The sequence below is a fragment of the Methyloceanibacter caenitepidi genome (genome assembly GCF_000828475.1).
Classification (GTDB): domain Bacteria; phylum Pseudomonadota; class Alphaproteobacteria; order Rhizobiales; family Methyloligellaceae; genus Methyloceanibacter; species Methyloceanibacter caenitepidi.
The window spans coordinates 2,015,370-2,031,604 of the sequence record NZ_AP014648.1; the positions used below are offsets into that span (position 1 = coordinate 2,015,370).

A 16,235-nucleotide genomic window follows, 5' to 3' on the forward strand; every position below is an offset into this window, starting at 1 on the left:
GATCCTTCCTCCCTCCTGATAGCGCAGCACGGCCCGCGACGCACGGGTCAACATCGCCTTGACTGCCGTCGTTTGGGCGCGTCGGCCACGTCGCCTGAGAGAGGTTCCGGCGTGGGAATCGCTGAGTTGCGATCTTACCTACCGAAAGGTCTCCTAAGTGCTTCTGCAAACGCAATATTCTGAGCGTATTGCGCGCAGGCAGGATATCCGCTCGCGCAACGCGGGTTTTGCACCGCAACAGAGCGCAAAACTCGCTGGAATCGTGCAGGGCGCAGCGCCTGCGACAGGCCGCCGCGCACTGCCGCGCGGATAGAGAAAAACTACATAGGAACAATGACTTACGCACCTTCCATGCAGGCGGTCGAGAAGCGCTTTTTTGTGCCGCGGGAGACCGCCGTGGCCGATGTGCAACAGCCCTGAGTGAAATCCGGGATGTCGCCGGAGTGTCACACACCCGTCATGGCTCGGGAAATAGAACGTTAACCGAGGTTCGCAGGAAGCGGGCTTGCTGAATTGCTGGGTGCAAGAGGGACGAAGACACCTCAGCTCAGTGACGAAGCCAGATCGTAAGTTTAACTCTATAAGAGTGGAGAGGGGTCATGATCGGGGGACTTAAGAAAGTCGGTCTTACTTTGTTTGCGAGCGCCAGCGCGTTTGCAATTCTTGCTTCGGCAGCGCCGGTTGCCAAAGCGCAGTACATCACCCGGGCGGAGTTCGAGGAATACAAGAAGTCTCAGCCCGTCGTGAAGTGGAAGGGCGCGCCGCAGATTTCCAGCGCTGACGGCAAGTTCAGCTTCAAGGTTCGCGGCCGTTTGCAGATCGATTACAACTCGATCGACCAGGATGAGCCGATCACCGGCGATCCGGACATCAACGACTGGGAAGCGCGCCGTGCGCGTCTCGGCGTCGAAGGCACGATCTGGTACGACTGGAAGTACAAGTTCGAAATAGACTTCGCCGGTAACGAAGTCGACGTCAAGGATGCCTACATCGCGTACGCTGGCTTCAGCGACTGGAACAATCTCGAGATCCTGTTCGGTCAGTTCAAGATCGCCAACTCGCTCGAAGGTATGACCAGCTCGCGCTACATCACCTTCATGGAGCGGGCCTTCTTCATCGAGGCCTTCGAGGCTGAGCCTCGCGCTCTCGGCGTCGGTCTGCATGCCGGTAGCGACGACGACTTCGGTTGGTCGTTCCAGACGAGCTACAACGGACCGAACATCGGCGACGACGGTGTTTGGGATGACGGCCCGTCGATCTGGGCTGTCCGCGGTACGGTTGCACCCGTCAACACCGACGATGCCATCGTCCACTTGGGTGCCAGCTATCGCAGCCGCAACAACGGCACCGAGGAAGGCGTTTCGGCTCTCTACAACTACGAAGCTCGCCCGGGTCTCCACCTGGCGGACAAGTTCGTCGAGACCGAGCCGCTCGGCGAATCCGACCAGTACTGGGGTCTTGAAGGTGCCGCCGTGTGGCGCCGCTTCTCGGTCCAGGGTGAATATGCCGAGCTGTCGACCGATGTGCCGCAGTACTACAAGAGCATGTCCTCCCGCAGCATCAACCCCGACTACAACGGTTGGTATGTCTTCGGTAGCGTGTTCCTGACCGACGATATGCGGAACTACGAAGCCGATAAGGGCGAGTTCGGCCGTGTTAAGCCCAACAATCCCTTCGATCTGAAGAACGGTGGCTGGGGCGCCTGGGAACTCGCAGGCCGCTGGCAGCAGGTCGATGTGGGTGCCGATGCCTCGGCGCTTCTCGCTGCCGGTCATGATTGCGACAAGTGCGGTGACGAAGAAGGCTGGACCATCGCGCTGAACTGGTACCCGACCGCGTACACCCGCCTGATGTTCAACGTCATCGGCACCGATATCGGCGGTGAGTTCAACGACAACGACGGCGCTGACATCAGCGGCTTCGGAATGCGCGGTCAGATCGACTGGTAAGTCGAGACAATCTGACAGCGAAGATATCCCCTTTCGCCAAACTGCCGCCGCCCCTGTCCCGGGCGGCGGCCTTTTGCTCGGGGAAAGGCTGATAGAGATAGGCCCGCCGGTTCGACCGGCGGGCCTTTCTCGTTCAGGAGCGCCCAGCCAGCCCCCAGAGACCGAAACGGGCGATAGACCCAATACGCCTATCTGAGTTATGCAGGAGACCGGGGTGCAACGGACGCGACGCCGGTCAGAGCTTCATGACTCTTGTCGAATTTCTCACCGATCCGCATGTCTGGGCGAGCTTCCTGGCCTTGAGTGCGATGGAGATCGTGCTCGGCATCGACAACGTCGTGTTCATCTCGGTGATGGTGCAGCGGCTCCCGGCGGAGCAACAACTCGCCGCGCGCCGTATCGGCCTGATGCTGGCGCTGGTGTTCCGCGTCATCATGCTTGGCTTCCTCGCCTGGTTCATTCACATGACCACGCCGATCTTCACGGTGGGGGAGTACGCCTTTTCGTGGCGCGATCTCATTCTGCTGGCGGGTGGGCTATTCCTCCTGGTGAAGGGTACCCGCGAAATTCACGATGGGATCGAGGGGGGCGGCGACGAGATGGGATCCGGACCCATCGTGGCCTCGATGACCGCGGCGGTCGTGCAGATTGCCGTTATCGATCTCGTCTTCTCGGTGGATTCGATCATCACGGCCGTGGGAATGGCGGAGCACGTCGAGGTGATGGTCGCGGCCGTGGTCGTGGCGATCGCCGTGATGTACGTCGCCTCGGGCCCGGTGGCCGCCTTCATCGACCGACATCCGACCACCAAAATGCTCGCTCTGTCCTTCCTGCTGCTGATCGGCGCCGCACTCGTGGCCGATGCCTTCCACTTCCACATTCCGCGCGGCTACATCTACTTCGCCATGGCGTTCTCCGCAGGCGTCGAGATGATCAACGTTCTGGCCAGCAGGAAGCGGCGAACGGCCGAGGCCGACGACGGTCCGCCGAAGCCGCCGTCGGAGGCCTAAGGAGAGGCGCTGTTTGTGGCGCGGCGTTGCTGCAAAGCCACGCCGCTGCGGTGGCGGGCGAAGGCGATCGGCGGTACAATCGTGCTCGTCCCGGTGGGTATTGTGGACAAGCAGAGCGCTGCTAGAAAACTGTTACATCCACCCGGTACGCCAATCGGACACGCATATTGGTTGCACTGCGCATTTTTTAGTCGCACCGCACAAAATATCGCGTTGAGCCGATTGCCTTTCCCGTAGTACGCAGAGTCGCGAAATGACAATTCCGGAGCACATAGAGATTCTGCGTCGCGGCCCCCGCGTTTGGAACGCGTGGCGTGCCGAGAACCCGTCGATCGTGCCTGATCTCGAGGGTATCGCCTTGAGCATCGGCGACCGGCAGTTGGGCCCGATGAACGGCGGCCCGATCAATCTGTCGCGGGCGCTTCTGGCCGATGCGACGCTCTATTTCGCCACCCTGACCGGCGCGGACATGCGCGGCGCGGACCTGACGAACGCGGACCTGCGCGGGGCGCGGCTCGAGGGCGTGGACCTGACCGGCGCGGACTTGGCCGGAGCGAATCTCGACGGCGCGACCCTCGCCGGTGCCGTGCTGAAGGCCGCCAATCTCAGCGGTGCGAGCCTTACCGATGTCCGCGATTTGACGACCGATCAGATCGGCGAAGCCGAGGGAAACCTCGGGACGATTCTTCCGCACGACCTGCAGCGGCCGGCCCTTTGGAGCGTTGGCCAAGGCGTCCTGCATATCGAAACGGCGCGCGACGCGGTGGGAGAGGCGGCGTACGAAGCGCCCGGTGCCGAAGCACCTGCGGAACCTGCACGCACGTCCTTCTACGCGGTCGCGGAACCGGAAGAGACCTATCAGCAGGAAGAAGAAGCACCCGAACCGGCCGCCTACGTTGAGCCTGAGCCGGAGCCGGAGCCGGAACAAGTGGAGATCGCACCTCATGCGGCGCTTCCGGCGGAGCCCGATCCCGAGCCGGTCGAGGCGCAGCCCGTCGAGAGGCGGACCTTCTCACCGGCGCCGACGCTGCCCAAGGTGCACGCCAGTCGTCCGCAGCCCGCGCCGGAGCGCTTTGAGCCTCAGCGCTCTGTGATGCGGTCGAACGGTCACGATGCGACCCACACCGAGCCGGGCGATAGCGAGAACAAGCATGTCTCATGGCTCGTGGGTGGTCCGCGTCGCACTGGCAGGCCGGCGCGCAACTGGCGCGATCGCGCCTAGTCCAACCTGCCGCGTGGCGCGTTCCCATTTCAATTCATTGGCATTCGCGGCGTTCGTCCCACTCTGGCTCGCGTTCGTGCCGGCACAGGCCGATGAGGCGCCTGTCGCCGAAGAACCAGTCTTCGATGCGCGCCTGTCCGGCTACGCGTATCCCTTCGAGGTCCACATCCTGGCGCTGAAGAGCCAGCGACAGGACCTCGAAATGGCGTACATGTACCTGCCGGGAAAGGAAGATGCGCCGACCGTGGTCTTGCTGCACGGGAAGAACTTCAACGGAGCCTACTGGCGCCAGACGGCTGAGTTTCTCGCAAGCCGCGGCTACGGCGTGCTGATGCCCGATCAGATCGGTTTTGGGAAATCCTCCAAGCCTGTGGCCTACCAATACAGCTTCAACCAGCTTGCCGCGAACACGGCCGTACTCATGGACGCCCTCGGAATAAAGAAGGCCGTTATTGTCGGTCATTCCATGGGCGGCATGCTCGCCGCACGCTTCGCGCTTGCCTATCCCGAGCGAACGAGACGCCTCGTGCTGGTCAACCCGATCGGGCTAGAGGACTATCTCGACTACACGACCTATCCCGATATCTCCGCGGCTTTCGAGCGCGAGAAAGCCCTGACCGGTGCCGATATCGTCGCGTACCAGCGCAAGAACTATTACGACGGCGCGTGGAGCGATGCGTACGACGCGCTCACGATCCCGTTGCGCGGCTGGATCAATGGCCCCGACTCCGAGCAGCTCGCCTATGTCTCGGCGCTGACCTACGACATGATTTTAACCCAGCCGGTGATCGACGATCTCGAGCGCCTCGCGGTGCCCACCACGTTGATCATCGGCACACGCGACCGGACCGGCCCGAACAGGGCGAACAAGCGGGCGCGGGTGTCGCGTGAATTGGGTCGGTACGACCGGCTCGGCAAAGACGCTGCATCACGGATACCGGATGCGCAATTGATCGAACTCGATGGGTTAGGGCATCTTCCTCACATCGAGGACTTCGGGCGCTTCAAGGATGCGCTGCTGCAAGCGCTAGATGCCGGCCAATAGGGGTGCCGCTACCCTGCCAGATCGAACGCGGGGGCGTAGCGGATCTCGCCGGCCGGTGCTTTTCCCGTGAAAACGATCCGTTGGATGTAATGCGTCGGCAGCCCGCCATAGCTCAGCGTGCCGTCGCTTTCGAAGCCCAACCGGCCATAGAAGCCCGGGTCCCCAAGCACCACACAGCCGGCGGCGCCCTTCATGCGCAGATCGGTGAGGCCGCGATTGACCAATGCCGAGCCGATACCCTGCCGCTGGTGCGCCGGTTGAACCGCGAGCGGCCCCAGACCGAACCAGTCACCCTGCTGGTGATCGATGTCGACCGGTGAAAACGCAATATGGCCGACAAGCGCGCTGCCGAGTTCGGCGACGAGGGAGAAGCTCAGATCGCCGCCAGTCCTCAACGCGCGAACGATAGCCGCCTCGGCATGACCGGTGTGAGATTTGGACGCAAAGGCGCAATCCACGACGCGGTCGATCGCGGTTTCGTCCGACGGGGTTTCAGGGCGAATCTCCATAGTAGATGCAGAATAGAGCGTAGCAAACGGGAGGAGGAAGGTTGGCGCCGCCCTATCGCTTTTTGGGCTGTTCGTCTTGTTCGGCGTTCCGTCGAATCCGCTCTTCTTCGACGAGGCGCTCCAGATCCTTGTCGACGGCGTTGGACGATTCGCCCAAAGCGGCGGCCCGTTTGCGTCGCGCGCTTTCCCGGGCGAGAAACGCCTCCAGCTTCAAGTCGCTGTTTTTCTTGTCATTTTCCATAAATCGTCCTCGGCCTGTGAGGCGCTCGAAAACGCGCCCGGCGGATTGTCGTCGAGAAAGATGACAGTTGGATGCAAGTCGCCGGCGAGCGTTTGATGCCTCTTCAGGAGGGCATTGATCCGTGGTCAGAGCCAATGCGTATCAGGAGCGCAGACCAACACTGGAGCAAGCCATGTTGAGATCGGTTTATGTTGCTGGCGCCGTACTCGGCGCCGCCATCTTCGGAATTGCGGGCAGCGCCGCGGCGCAGTCGCTCGAGGGCGCCATGGCCACCTATTATCGCGGGGACTATCCGGAGGCCATGCAGGCCATGACGCCGTTCGCGAAGGACGGCGACAGGCACGCGCAGTATTTGATCGGGTACATGCACGAGCGGGGGCAGGGTGTGCCGCAAGACTACGCCGAAGCCGCAAACTGGTACGCGCAAGCCGCCGAGCTCGGCCATCCCTTCGCCCAGAACAATCTCGGCGTTCTCTACAAACACGGCCGGGGCGTGCCGAAGGATCTCGTCGCCGCCTATGCCTGGTTCGGGCTGGCCGCCGAGGGCTACCAGGCGGCCGAGTTCGGGCATCGCGAGCGCGCGCTGGCGAACCAGCAAGACGTCGCCGCTCGGATGACCGGGGAGCAGCTCACCGAGGCGAAGAAACGCATCCAAGAGCACCACGCGAACGATCCCGGACTACCCGAGTACCGTCCGCCGAATGTCCGCTGAGACGGAGCCGCCCCGCGCCGCAGCCGGCACATAGGTCGTGCCTAGAATTCGGCCGCCTTCACGTCTTTCTCGTAGGTGTCGTAGACGATGACGGGGATCCCGAGATCGCCCAGATGGCTCTCGATGAGCGGTTCGACTTCTTCCCACGGCAGGCCGCCGACACCCGTCGCAAGCTTGGGCAGCGCCACCGACGAGATGTTCTCCTTTTCGAGAATGGCGCGCAGCTCTTTCAGTGCATGACTGACATTGTGTGCGGTCGCCTTGCCCGGATGAGCTTTTTCGTCAGGCGCAGGTTCTTGCGTCATCAGGTTGATGACGACCCTTTCGGGGCCGGCCCAGAGCCAGGCATGACCGGGCTTCGGGTTCTCCTGGTGACAGTAGTGGCGAAAATCTTTTGCCATGGCCGGATGCCGCTCGCGCAGTGCCAAAGCGAGGCCTTGGTTGAAATGATCGTGGGGGGCGACGCCATGGGCAATGGCCTGGGCATCGCTCAAAAGAATGTCGCCGCGAACTTTCGTGATCAATGTGCTACCTCTTGAAATAGGGGGATCGGGCGAACCGCTCGATACCGTAAGAGTAGCCTTTGCGGCCCGGTCCGGCCTTGCGCCTGATCAATGAGGCTCGCCGACGGGTAGCGGCACGACAATCATAGATTTGGCGGAGGGGGTGGGATTCGAACCCACGAGACGGTCGCCCGCCTGCCGGTTTTCAAGACCGGTGCCTTCAACCACTCGGCCACCCCTCCGGAAAGTCCGCCCGCTGCATCTTGCGCTCGACAGCGAAGCGCGGTCTCCTTGCGAGTCGGAGGCACACATTCCTTCATGACGTCATGAACCGCAAGTCCAGCGAAACCGGCGACGCCGCGCCAGTCGGCAATGACAGCCCGAGCGCTCCGGAGCCTGCCCCCGAGCGCCATGGCGAGCACAGTTACCGCCGGACAAGAGCATTCGGGCGCATCGTCAAGGACGTCGGGATCAGCACCGGCCGGGACCACCTGTCCGTAGTCTCGGCAGGCTGCGCATATTACGCGCTGTTTGCGATCTTCCCGGCGCTCACGGCGTCGATCTCACTCTACGGCCTGACGGCCAATCCCGAGAATGTGGAGCGCCAATTCGACATCTTCCAGACTGTGCTGCCGCCCGAGGCCTATGCGATCGTGCTCGATCAGATCAAACGCATCGCCGAGACCTCCGGCCAGACTCTGGGCTGGGGTTTTGCGGCGGGACTTTTCGTCGCGCTCTGGAGTGCGAACCACGCCACGCAAGCAATGTTCTCGGCACTGAACATCGCCTATGGCCAGCCCGAGCGGCGCGGCATCGTGCACTTCTATCTAGCCGCTGTCGGATACACGTTCATCGCCATTGTCGGCGTCACGGCCATGCTGTTCGCGATCATCTCCGTACCGCTGCTGTTCGAGAACTCGGGGCATCCGCATGTCTTCCAGATGGCGGTCACCTATCTGCGCTGGCCGGTGTTCTTCCTGCTGACATTGTTCTTGCTGGCGCTGGTCTATCGCTTCGGCCCGAGCCATGAGGACCCGCAGTGGCATTGGGTGACGCCGGGATCCATCTTCGCGACGGCGGTTTGGCTGCTCGCGTCGTTGGGCTTCTCGTATTACGTCTCGAATTTCGCAAACTACGGCAAGATGTATGGGTCGCTGGGCGCCGTGATCATTCTGCTTTTCTGGCTCTATATCTCGTTTTACATCGTCCTGATCGGGGCGGAGATCAATGCGGCGGTCGAGCGGGAAAGCGGGAAGAGAGCCGCAGCCGCCGACTGATTGCCCGACCCAAAAAGTCCTTTGCGCTGCGGCGGCTGACGGCGCTTTCACTAAAAATTCCACAGAATTTCTTTGTGGTTTCCCTATCGTTCCTGCGGGGACAATCGGCAATCGATCGCTTATGCTTGGCGCACCGGACGCCGCGCGAATGCGCTCAACTGGGGGAGGTCAAACTAAAAGCCATGGATCCTGTACTTCTGAATCCGCTTATTGCACTAGTCGCGGGTATTCTCATTTTGCTAATGCCTAGAATTCTCAACTATGTCGTTGCGATCTACCTGATCGCGATTGGCATCATCGGTCTTGCGCAGCACCTGCAATAGTTTAGCTGCAGTAACGACAGATTGGAGAGGCGGAAAGCACCCCTGTTGCTAGGGTGCTTTTCCACTCTTTGAGAATCGGGCAGACGAACTGCGCTCTGGAACCGGCTGTCGGCATCGCCTATATTTTTCACTCAACCGAATCTCGGGCCGAGCGGGGTGCCGGCCAGGATCGGGTAAACGTTACACAGTCTGTTCGAGGGCGATCGGCGCTCAGCGCGCGTGGGTGCGCGCGAGTATCTGACGATAGCTCGTTGCGATAATGAGGATATGAAGCGAGTGATGGGCCGAGCGAGTCGAGTTTGCCCCTGGCACGGGAGTGGTGCGCGTAGGTGTGCCGCGGCCATGACCTTGACGCTCGCGCTGGGTGGACTGTTCGGGCTGCTCGTGCTTCCGTCGGCGAATACGTTCGCGGCTGCCGACACGGACGCCCGCGAAGAAACCATCGAGAAGTCGCCGCCGAAACCGGATGCGAAGCCACGGGCCAAGGCGGCAAACAAGAATGCCGCCGAGACGGCAGCCGATGAAAGCTGGTTCGCTAATCTGAACAACTCCAAGCTCACGCTCCGAGGCAGCGCTCCGTCCGAAGAGGACCGGCAGACATCACTCGGCATGGTCAAGGCGCATTTTCCGAACCTCACGATCGAGGACAAGGTGGCCGTCGCCGAGACCGGTCAGCCGCGCGAACAGTGGCTTGCGGGGGTCAGTTTCGGTCTGCAGCAGCTGTCGCTGATGTCGAGGGGAAAAGTGCTCGTCGAGGGCGGCGCACTGACCTTAAGCGGCGAAGCGGCTAATGCCGAACAGTATGGAAAACTCAAAAAGGCTTTGGCCGGGACATTGCCCGCCGGGCTGACCATCAAGAACAACACCGTCCGTCCGCCGGTCGCCGACCCGTTCGTGTTTCAGGCCGACCTTGGGCCCAACGCTTTGAGCCTGGCGGGAAGCGTACCGAGCGAGGGCGCGCGTAAGAACGTTCGCGATCTCTCCAGGCAGTTGTTCGAGCGGCCGGGTCTGGACGATCGATTGGAAGTGGCCTCCGGTGCGCCGAAGAATTGGGACCAGGCGGTCGCCGCCGCCCTGCGGGCCCTGTCGCGGCTCGAGACCGGCAAAGTCGCGCTTACCGGCGTGGCGGTGAGCATCGAAGGCATCGCGCCCGATCACGGTACCGCCGTCGCAGTGTCGTCCCAACTCCGGCGTGATCTGCCCGAACGGTTCTCGACGTCCGAGAGCATCAAGTGGAAGGAAGCCGCCTCTCACCTGAATCTGGGTACCGACTTGGAAACAGCACAGGACGTCGCGGCCACGATCATTCCACGGATCAAAGTGCCGTCCGAGCAGGGCACCCGCTGGCGCAGCGGCTCGCTGCCTCCGCTGATTCCGCTCGGCAACGGACGCTGACACAGAGACACTGACGCGGGGCTCGGTCGCCCCTAATCGTTCACCGCGAAAAACGACGCGATGGCCTCGATCTGATCCCGCTCGGCCAGCGTCGGCGCATGTCCTTGTTCCGGAATCGTCATGGAGCGCAGGTTGGGGTGGCGCTCGACCATCTCGTTCAGCGTTTCGGCACTGAGAATATCCGAATACTCGCCGCGAATGACAAAGGTGGGCATCTTGCTCAGGGCGATGAATTCCGGCCAAAGGGGCGGGAAGGGCCGGCTGAGGTCGATCGTGCTCATGGCCTTGGCGAGCTTGCGGTCGTAGGACAGAACGAGGCGCCCTTTGCGCTCTTCGAAAACGCTGCGGGCCATCTGGTCCCACTGGGCGTCCGTATTGCCCGGGAACCCGCGCTCGTTAATATCCCGCATGATCTGCATGGCGTCCGCCCACGTCTTTGGCGTCGGCATGCGCCGGACATAGTTCACGATCCGCGCAAGGCCTCTCGTCTCGATCACCGGACCGATGTCGTTGAGAACGACTGGTCCCATGACGGTCGGCCGCGCGGCCGCCATGAGCATGGTGACGATTCCGCCCCGGGACGTCCCAACGATTCCGACCTGGTGCAGGCCCTGAATGGTCAGGAAGTCGAGGACGTCGTCCAACTCCACGTTGGGCATGTAGTTGCGCCAGTTCGAATCGAACTCCGACTGACCGCGTCCGCGATAGTCGAGGCAATAGACATTCCGGGGCGTTTCGGGATGGGTGGAGAGATAGGTGGCCAGGGTATGGAAGTCCCGCGAATTGCGGGTCAGCCCTGCGAGGCAGACGACACTGCGATAACGTTCGTCCGGAGCCGGGTAGTGGCGCGCGTACAGCCTCAAGTCGTCCGACGAGGCATAGTGGATGTCGTGCCAAGGCTTGGTCTGAAGATCAAGCATAGTCCATCGCCAATTGGGGGAAGCACCCTCAGTGTAACCCGTACAATGCGTACCGGAACGCATCGCTCGCTTTCGGTACCTTGATGGCGGATCAATGCTTAAGAAGTCAACTGCGCAAGCGGCTTGGCGGTCCCTTAAGGTGTTTTTGCCGTGGTTGAGACCGGCTGGACCGAAGCGGTCTCGGAAGGAGGCACGCGGCGCCCCCTGTTGAGATCCTGGACCAGGTGGAGGGCTTTTTCAGGACCGGCGAGGCGGGAGCGATAGAGCTGCAGCGTCTCCATGATCTTGATGACGTAGCGCCGAGTCTCCGTGAATGGGATGCGCTCGATCCAGTCGACCGGGTCCACATCGGGATCTCTGGGGTCGCCGTAGATCCCGACCCACTCCTTCACGCGGCCGGGACCGGCGTTGTAGGCCGCTAGAGCCATGAAGTAGGAACCGTCGTAGCTGTTGATCAGGTCGCTGAGGAACGCTTCGCCAAGCTGCGTGTTGTACGCCGGGTTCGTCAGCTTCGACTTGGAGTAAGCGACCTTGTAGCGGCGCGCCACGCCCCGTGCGGTGGCCGGCATGAGCTGCATCAGGCCGCTCGCGCCGACAGGGCTTTGCGCAGCGGCGTTGAACTCGCTCTCCTGACGGGAGAGGGCATGGACCAGGGCCGGATCGACCCGTTCGTCCAGCAGGCTCTTGTAGTTGGGCATGACCCCGACGGGCAACGCGTAGTCGCCCATGGGGAGGTCGCGGTTGAAGGCGATCTTGGACAGGCGCAGGGCCATTTGCTTATGGCCGACGGCTTTGGCGTATTCTGCCAGCAAGACGACTTCAGGTGCCGTTTCGAGCGTACGCGAAAGCGAAAGCAGGAATTGCGGCGTCACCCAATCCACACCGACGGCGCGAGCCACTCCGAGGGCGCGGACCGCGTTGTTCGACATGAACTTGTCGATGTCTTTCTGAGTAGGCACCGGCGTGGCCGTGACGTCGAGCCGGGCAGGGCGCGGATCGAGCGCCTGACGGCCGAGTTGGCCGTAGAAATATTGCGGATACTTGGCGGCAACGTGGAAGTGAACGGCGGCCGACCCGCGATCACCGAGCACGAGGGCCGTGCGCCCGAGCCAATACTCGGAGCGGGAGATGTCCCGTGAATCGGTCGCAGCGCGGCGCATGGAGATGAAGTGGCGCAGGGCCGTTTGCGGCTCGTCGAGATAGCGCAGCGCCACCCAGCCGGCCAGGAACTCGGCCTCCACATACTCGTCGGCGAGCTTATGCCGCTCTGCTGCCAGTCCGTGCTTGGCAGCGATTTCGTATGCGGTACGCGGCTGTCCGTCGTTCAGCGCGGCCCGGACGTTGACCCGGCGCTCGATCCACCACTCCTTCATGTCGAGCAGGAGGTGCGGTTCCAACGGTACGTCCAACAAGAGCTTCCAGGCGGTGAGCCGCTGCTCCTTGTCCATCGTCCGGCGCAGCCATTGGATATTGTTGAAGCGCAGCCCGAGATCGGATTTGACCGCATCGGCCGGCAGCGCCTTGAGGAGCTTGCCGGCATTGTCGTTGCGCTTGACCACGGCAACGCGCGCCTGGACCTTCTTCTGCTCTGCTTCCGGCAGGTTCTTCGCCACGCGCAAGGCAGCGCTGCACATATCCGACTTGTCCGGGTAGAGCAGGACGTCGATCCGGGCGCGGTGGTCCTCGGCATCGAGCATGTCGCCGAACTCGCTGAGGATCTTCTTTTCGGTATCCTCGCCGAGATCGTCCTCACGCCAGGCCGCATCCACGGCCTCCTCGGCGCGCTCCTTGTCGCCTTCCTTCAGATACACGCTGGCAAGGGCTGCCCGGCCTGCGCCGGTCTGAGGTTTGGACTTCTTGAAGAACGCCTTGATACGTTCCGGCGAGGCGTCGGAGAGGAATAGCGACGCTTCGGCTTTCTCGCGCAACGTCTCGAGGCGAGGCCACATCGGATGGGTTTTGCGATAGGCCTCCACCGCCTCGGCCTCGAGATAGGTGCTCTTCGTGTAGGAAAAACGGTACCAGAGCGCGAAGTCGCGCGCGGCCGGATCGTCGATCTTCGCCAGCGTATCGTCGATCGTTCCCTGATGCCGCATCACGAAGCGGACACGGTTGGCATCGGAACTGCTGAGTTCGTAGTCGAGCAGCGGCTTAAGGATCGAAGCATAATCGAGCGCGGGTTCAGGCGCCGGCGGGAACGTTGTGTCGCGGCGCGGATGAATGTCGGGTTCGGGCACGGTGTCCGGCATGAACGACGCGGGCGCTGCGGCCATCTTTTCGGCGTCGTCGCTCTTGTCGTCCGCCGCGTCGTCGGTCTTTTCCGCCGTGTCCGTCTTGTCGCCCGCGGGCTCGTCCGGGGACTCGCTTGCGGCCTCGGAACCGTCGGCGGCAGGCTTGTCGGTTTTTTCCGCGGACTGCGCCGGCTCCTCAGTGCGCTCGGGAGCGGCGGAGGGTTCCGGCACCGCGGCCATCGTCGTGGTTCCGCCGGTCTGGGGAGAAGCCTTCGTCGCCGTTGTCTGGTTCTGAGGTGTGGCGCCGACTGCAGTCGGAGCCGGCTGTGCGGCCGAGGACTTCGGAATGGCCGTACCCGCCGTCGCTTCGATGGGGCCTCGGAGCTTCGGCTCCGCAGCCGACTTGGGCATCTGTGCTTGAGGGGCCGCAGGGTCGGCGGCGGCCGAGGCCGACTCCGGATCGGCGGGAACCGTTGCCGGCCGGTCGGGGTTACGCTCCGGAAGTGCGACGGATTCCGATTTCGCGATCGCGCACGTTGGAATGGCCCAAGCAAAGGCCATGAGAAGCGCAAAATTGTACGCGTATGTGCGTTTCATGATCGGCGATTTGTTACCGGCTACGACCCGCGCCCAGCGCTTAAAACGTCCCCCACTACCCAGGAGCCGCGGCGGGTAAAGTCCGCGCAGTTTAACGAAAGTCTACACTGTCTCAAAGATTTCGGCGGAAAGATGACTGCGCTGCGCCTGGAAAGGCAAGGCTCCTTGCCAACAGGGCATGCTAACACGCCAATGCAGGGCACTTATATCATGTAGGGCGCCGCATCGTGCCAGTGGCCTGTTTGTGCCCTGCGTGCCGTCCGATATCCGCAATGGCCCGCTTGCCCGGCCAATCCCGACCTCCTATTGTCCCGGCCCACCGAGAGATAATGAAACGAACAATTGCCTCCGCGCCTCCGATCGCGCCAAGGAGTTTGAGTTGTGACTATGCCGATGTTTCAGGGTTCGATTACGGCCCTCATCACGCCCTTCAAGGACGGTTCCGTGGACGAGGCCGCCTTCCGCAAACTTGTGGAGTGGCAGATCGACCAGGGCACGCACGGGCTCGTGCCGTGCGGAACGACCGGCGAATCGCCGACTCTCGATCATGACGAACACCGCCGCGTCATCGAGCTATGCATTGAGGCCGCGGCGGGCCGAGTGCCCGTGATCGCCGGAACCGGCTCCAACTCGACGGCCGAAGCCGTCGAACTGACGCGCCATGCCAAGGCGGCCGGCGCCGACGGCGCGCTGGTCGTGACGCCGTATTACAACAAGCCGACTCAAGAGGGCCTTTATTTGCACTACGAGGCCGTCAACGCGGCCGCTGACATCCCGATTGTCATCTACAACATCCCAGGCCGCAGCATCGTGGACATGTCGGTGGAGACCATGGCGCGGCTATTCAAGCTGAAGAACATCGTCGGGGTGAAGGACGCGACGGCCAATCTCGCGCGCGTCAGCCAGCAGCGGGCGGCCATGGGCCACGAGTTCATTCAGCTCTCCGGCGAAGACGCCACCGCGCTGGGCTTCATGGCGCACGGCGGGGTGGGGTGCATTTCGGTGACGTCCAATATCGCGCCTGCGCTCTGTTCCGAATTCCAGCTCGCTTGCCTTGCGGGAAACTTCAAGCGGGCTTTGGAGTTGCAGGACCGGCTTATGCCATTGCATGAAGCCTTGTTCGTGGAGTCGAACCCGGGACCGGTGAAGTATGCTGCCGAGAAGCTGGGCGTGTGCGGAAGCGCGACGCGCCTGCCGCTCGCGCCCATCACCGATGCGACGCGAGCCCGTGTCGACGCGGCCATCGAGGCCGCCGGCCTGAAGCCCATCTAGGATCTTGGAAGGGCCCAAACCATGGCGCCGAAACGCGAGAGCGGAAAGCTCGTCGCCGAGAACCGGCGGGCCCGCTTCAATTACGAAATCGAAGATACGATCGAAGCCGGCATAGTCCTTACCGGGTCGGAGGTGAAATCCCTGCGCACGGGCAAGGCCAATATCGCGGAGTCGTACGCGTCCAACGAGAACGGCGAGCTCTACCTGATCAACTCCCGTATCGATGAGTACAAGGGCGCTGCCCGGTTCGGCCACGAGCCCACGCGGCACCGCAAGCTACTTCTGCACAAGAAGGAGATGGCGCGGCTGCTTGAGGCTATTCAGCGCCAGGGCATGGCGCTCGTGCCGTTGCGCCTCTACTTCAACGCGCGGGGCATCGCCAAGCTTCTGCTGGGGCTCGGGCGCGGCAAGAAGGTGCACGACAAGCGCGAGACCGAGAAGGCGCGCGATTGGAACAGGCAAAAGGGCCGGCTATTGCGCGACAAGGGCTAAGCGCTGGAGTTCATGTTGTGAACGAACGAGGACCGATCCAATTGACGCCGGGCCTGCCGCTTCCCGCGGTGACGCTGCCGGCGACGGACGGCTCTCACATCTGCCTCGCGACGCTGCCCGGACGCAGCATCGTCGCAGTCTATCCCTGGACCGGCCGGGACGGCATCCCCAACCCGCCGGGCTGGGACGACATCCCAGGCGCCCACGGCTCCACGCCGGAGCTAGAAGGGTTCCGCGAGATGTTTGAACTCATCTCTCATGCCGGCGCGCGCCTATTTGCGGTCAGCGGACAGAGCACGGCGTTTCAGCGCGAAATGGCGCTGCGTCTCGAACTGCCGTTTCCGATTCTGAGCGATGCGGGTGGCGCGTTGCGGCACGCGCTTCATTTACCCACTTTCGAAGCCGGTTCGGAGACCTATCTGAAACGACTCACCTTCGTAGTGTTGGACGGGCAGGTCGAGCATGTCTTTTTTCCCGTCGCGGACCCGGAAGCGCACGCGGCCGAAATCGTCGATTGGCTGAAATCGAGAGGGTAAG

At 62.5% G+C, this 16,235-nt stretch carries 16 protein-coding genes and 1 tRNA gene; 11 read left to right on the forward strand and 6 right to left on the reverse strand.

What is annotated here, in order from left to right:
* The first annotated feature begins 599 nt into the window (after positions 1–599).
* The 4 genes from GL4_RS09325 to GL4_RS09340 all read left to right on the forward strand — a co-directional run bounded on the left by GL4_RS09325 (position 600) and on the right by GL4_RS09340 (position 5,226).
* The gene (locus GL4_RS09325; RefSeq protein WP_045366889.1) at positions 600–1,949 is read left to right on the forward strand and encodes an OprO/OprP family phosphate-selective porin; all 1,350 of its coding nucleotides are present in this window, start codon (positions 600–602) and stop codon (positions 1,947–1,949) included.
* A 245-nt stretch (positions 1,950–2,194) separates the two neighbouring features.
* The gene (locus tag GL4_RS09330; protein ID WP_045366891.1) at positions 2,195–2,959 is read left to right on the forward strand and encodes a TerC family protein; all 765 of its coding nucleotides are present in this window, start codon (positions 2,195–2,197) and stop codon (positions 2,957–2,959) included.
* A 253-nt stretch (positions 2,960–3,212) separates the two neighbouring features.
* On the forward strand, positions 3,213–4,181 hold the full coding sequence (locus GL4_RS16755) for a pentapeptide repeat-containing protein (protein WP_052464320.1): 969 nt from the start codon (positions 3,213–3,215) through the stop codon (positions 4,179–4,181).
* A 13-nt stretch (positions 4,182–4,194) separates the two neighbouring features.
* Entirely contained in the window at positions 4,195–5,226 is a 1,032-nt protein-coding gene (locus GL4_RS09340; protein ID WP_197539034.1) for an alpha/beta fold hydrolase, read from the forward strand.
* An 8-nt stretch (positions 5,227–5,234) separates the two neighbouring features.
* On the opposite strand, the gene GL4_RS09345 is transcribed toward GL4_RS09340, so the two are convergent.
* Complete coding sequence (locus GL4_RS09345; protein WP_045366894.1) at positions 5,235–5,735, reverse strand: GNAT family N-acetyltransferase; 501 nt, start codon at positions 5,733–5,735, stop codon at positions 5,235–5,237.
* 52 nt (positions 5,736–5,787) lie between these two features.
* Positions 5,788–5,949: a hypothetical protein gene (locus GL4_RS09350; RefSeq protein ID WP_156137494.1), complete on the reverse strand. Its 162-nt coding sequence runs from the start codon at positions 5,947–5,949 to the stop codon at positions 5,788–5,790.
* A gap of 199 nt (positions 5,950–6,148) precedes the next feature.
* Between GL4_RS09350 and GL4_RS09355 the strand changes: the two genes are divergently transcribed.
* On the forward strand, positions 6,149–6,688 hold the full coding sequence (locus GL4_RS09355; protein ID WP_045366898.1) for a tetratricopeptide repeat protein: 540 nt from the start codon (positions 6,149–6,151) through the stop codon (positions 6,686–6,688).
* 41 nt (positions 6,689–6,729) lie between these two features.
* Here the strand turns inward: GL4_RS09355 and GL4_RS09360 are convergent, their stop codons facing one another.
* Together GL4_RS09360 and GL4_RS09365 are read right to left on the reverse strand one after the other, a co-directional pair.
* A complete protein-coding gene (locus tag GL4_RS09360) occupies positions 6,730–7,212 on the reverse strand; it encodes a macro domain-containing protein (RefSeq protein ID WP_045366900.1) in 483 nt (160 codons plus the stop codon).
* 131 nt (positions 7,213–7,343) lie between these two features.
* Positions 7,344–7,433: transfer RNA gene (locus GL4_RS09365), tRNA-Ser, on the reverse strand.
* Positions 7,434–7,517: 84 nt separating this feature from the next.
* On the opposite strand from GL4_RS09365, the gene GL4_RS09370 reads away from it, so the two are divergent.
* The 3 genes from GL4_RS09370 (at position 7,518) to GL4_RS17505 (ending at position 10,186) form a co-directional block, all read left to right on the forward strand.
* Complete coding sequence (locus GL4_RS09370) at positions 7,518–8,468, forward strand: YihY/virulence factor BrkB family protein (protein WP_052464324.1); 951 nt, start codon at positions 7,518–7,520, stop codon at positions 8,466–8,468.
* A gap of 182 nt (positions 8,469–8,650) precedes the next feature.
* Positions 8,651–8,791, forward strand: coding sequence for a DUF3096 domain-containing protein (locus tag GL4_RS17210; RefSeq protein ID WP_082025595.1), 141 nt, complete (start codon positions 8,651–8,653; stop codon positions 8,789–8,791).
* Between the two features lie 342 nt (positions 8,792–9,133).
* The gene (locus GL4_RS17505; RefSeq protein ID WP_045366902.1) at positions 9,134–10,186 is read left to right on the forward strand and encodes a hypothetical protein; all 1,053 of its coding nucleotides are present in this window, start codon (positions 9,134–9,136) and stop codon (positions 10,184–10,186) included.
* 32 nt (positions 10,187–10,218) lie between these two features.
* Here the strand turns inward: GL4_RS17505 and GL4_RS17510 are convergent, their stop codons facing one another.
* Together GL4_RS17510 and GL4_RS09385 are read right to left on the reverse strand one after the other, a co-directional pair.
* Positions 10,219–11,106, reverse strand: a complete 888-nt coding sequence (locus tag GL4_RS17510) for an alpha/beta fold hydrolase (RefSeq protein WP_045366904.1) — start codon at positions 11,104–11,106, stop codon at positions 10,219–10,221.
* Between the two features lie 134 nt (positions 11,107–11,240).
* Complete coding sequence (locus tag GL4_RS09385; RefSeq protein WP_045366906.1) at positions 11,241–13,934, reverse strand: lytic transglycosylase domain-containing protein; 2,694 nt, start codon at positions 13,932–13,934, stop codon at positions 11,241–11,243.
* 393 nt (positions 13,935–14,327) lie between these two features.
* Between GL4_RS09385 and dapA the strand changes: the two genes are divergently transcribed.
* From dapA to GL4_RS09400, 3 genes are read left to right on the forward strand one after another with little or no spacing between them, the layout of a single operon-like run.
* Entirely contained in the window at positions 14,328–15,206 is an 879-nt protein-coding gene (dapA, locus tag GL4_RS09390; RefSeq protein WP_045366907.1) for a 4-hydroxy-tetrahydrodipicolinate synthase, read from the forward strand.
* A 21-nt stretch (positions 15,207–15,227) separates the two neighbouring features.
* Positions 15,228–15,698, forward strand: a complete 471-nt coding sequence (gene smpB / locus GL4_RS09395; protein WP_045366909.1) for an SsrA-binding protein SmpB — start codon at positions 15,228–15,230, stop codon at positions 15,696–15,698.
* A 17-nt stretch (positions 15,699–15,715) separates the two neighbouring features.
* Entirely contained in the window at positions 15,716–16,234 is a 519-nt protein-coding gene (locus GL4_RS09400; RefSeq protein ID WP_045366911.1) for a peroxiredoxin, read from the forward strand.
* Position 16,235 lies beyond the last annotated feature (1 nt).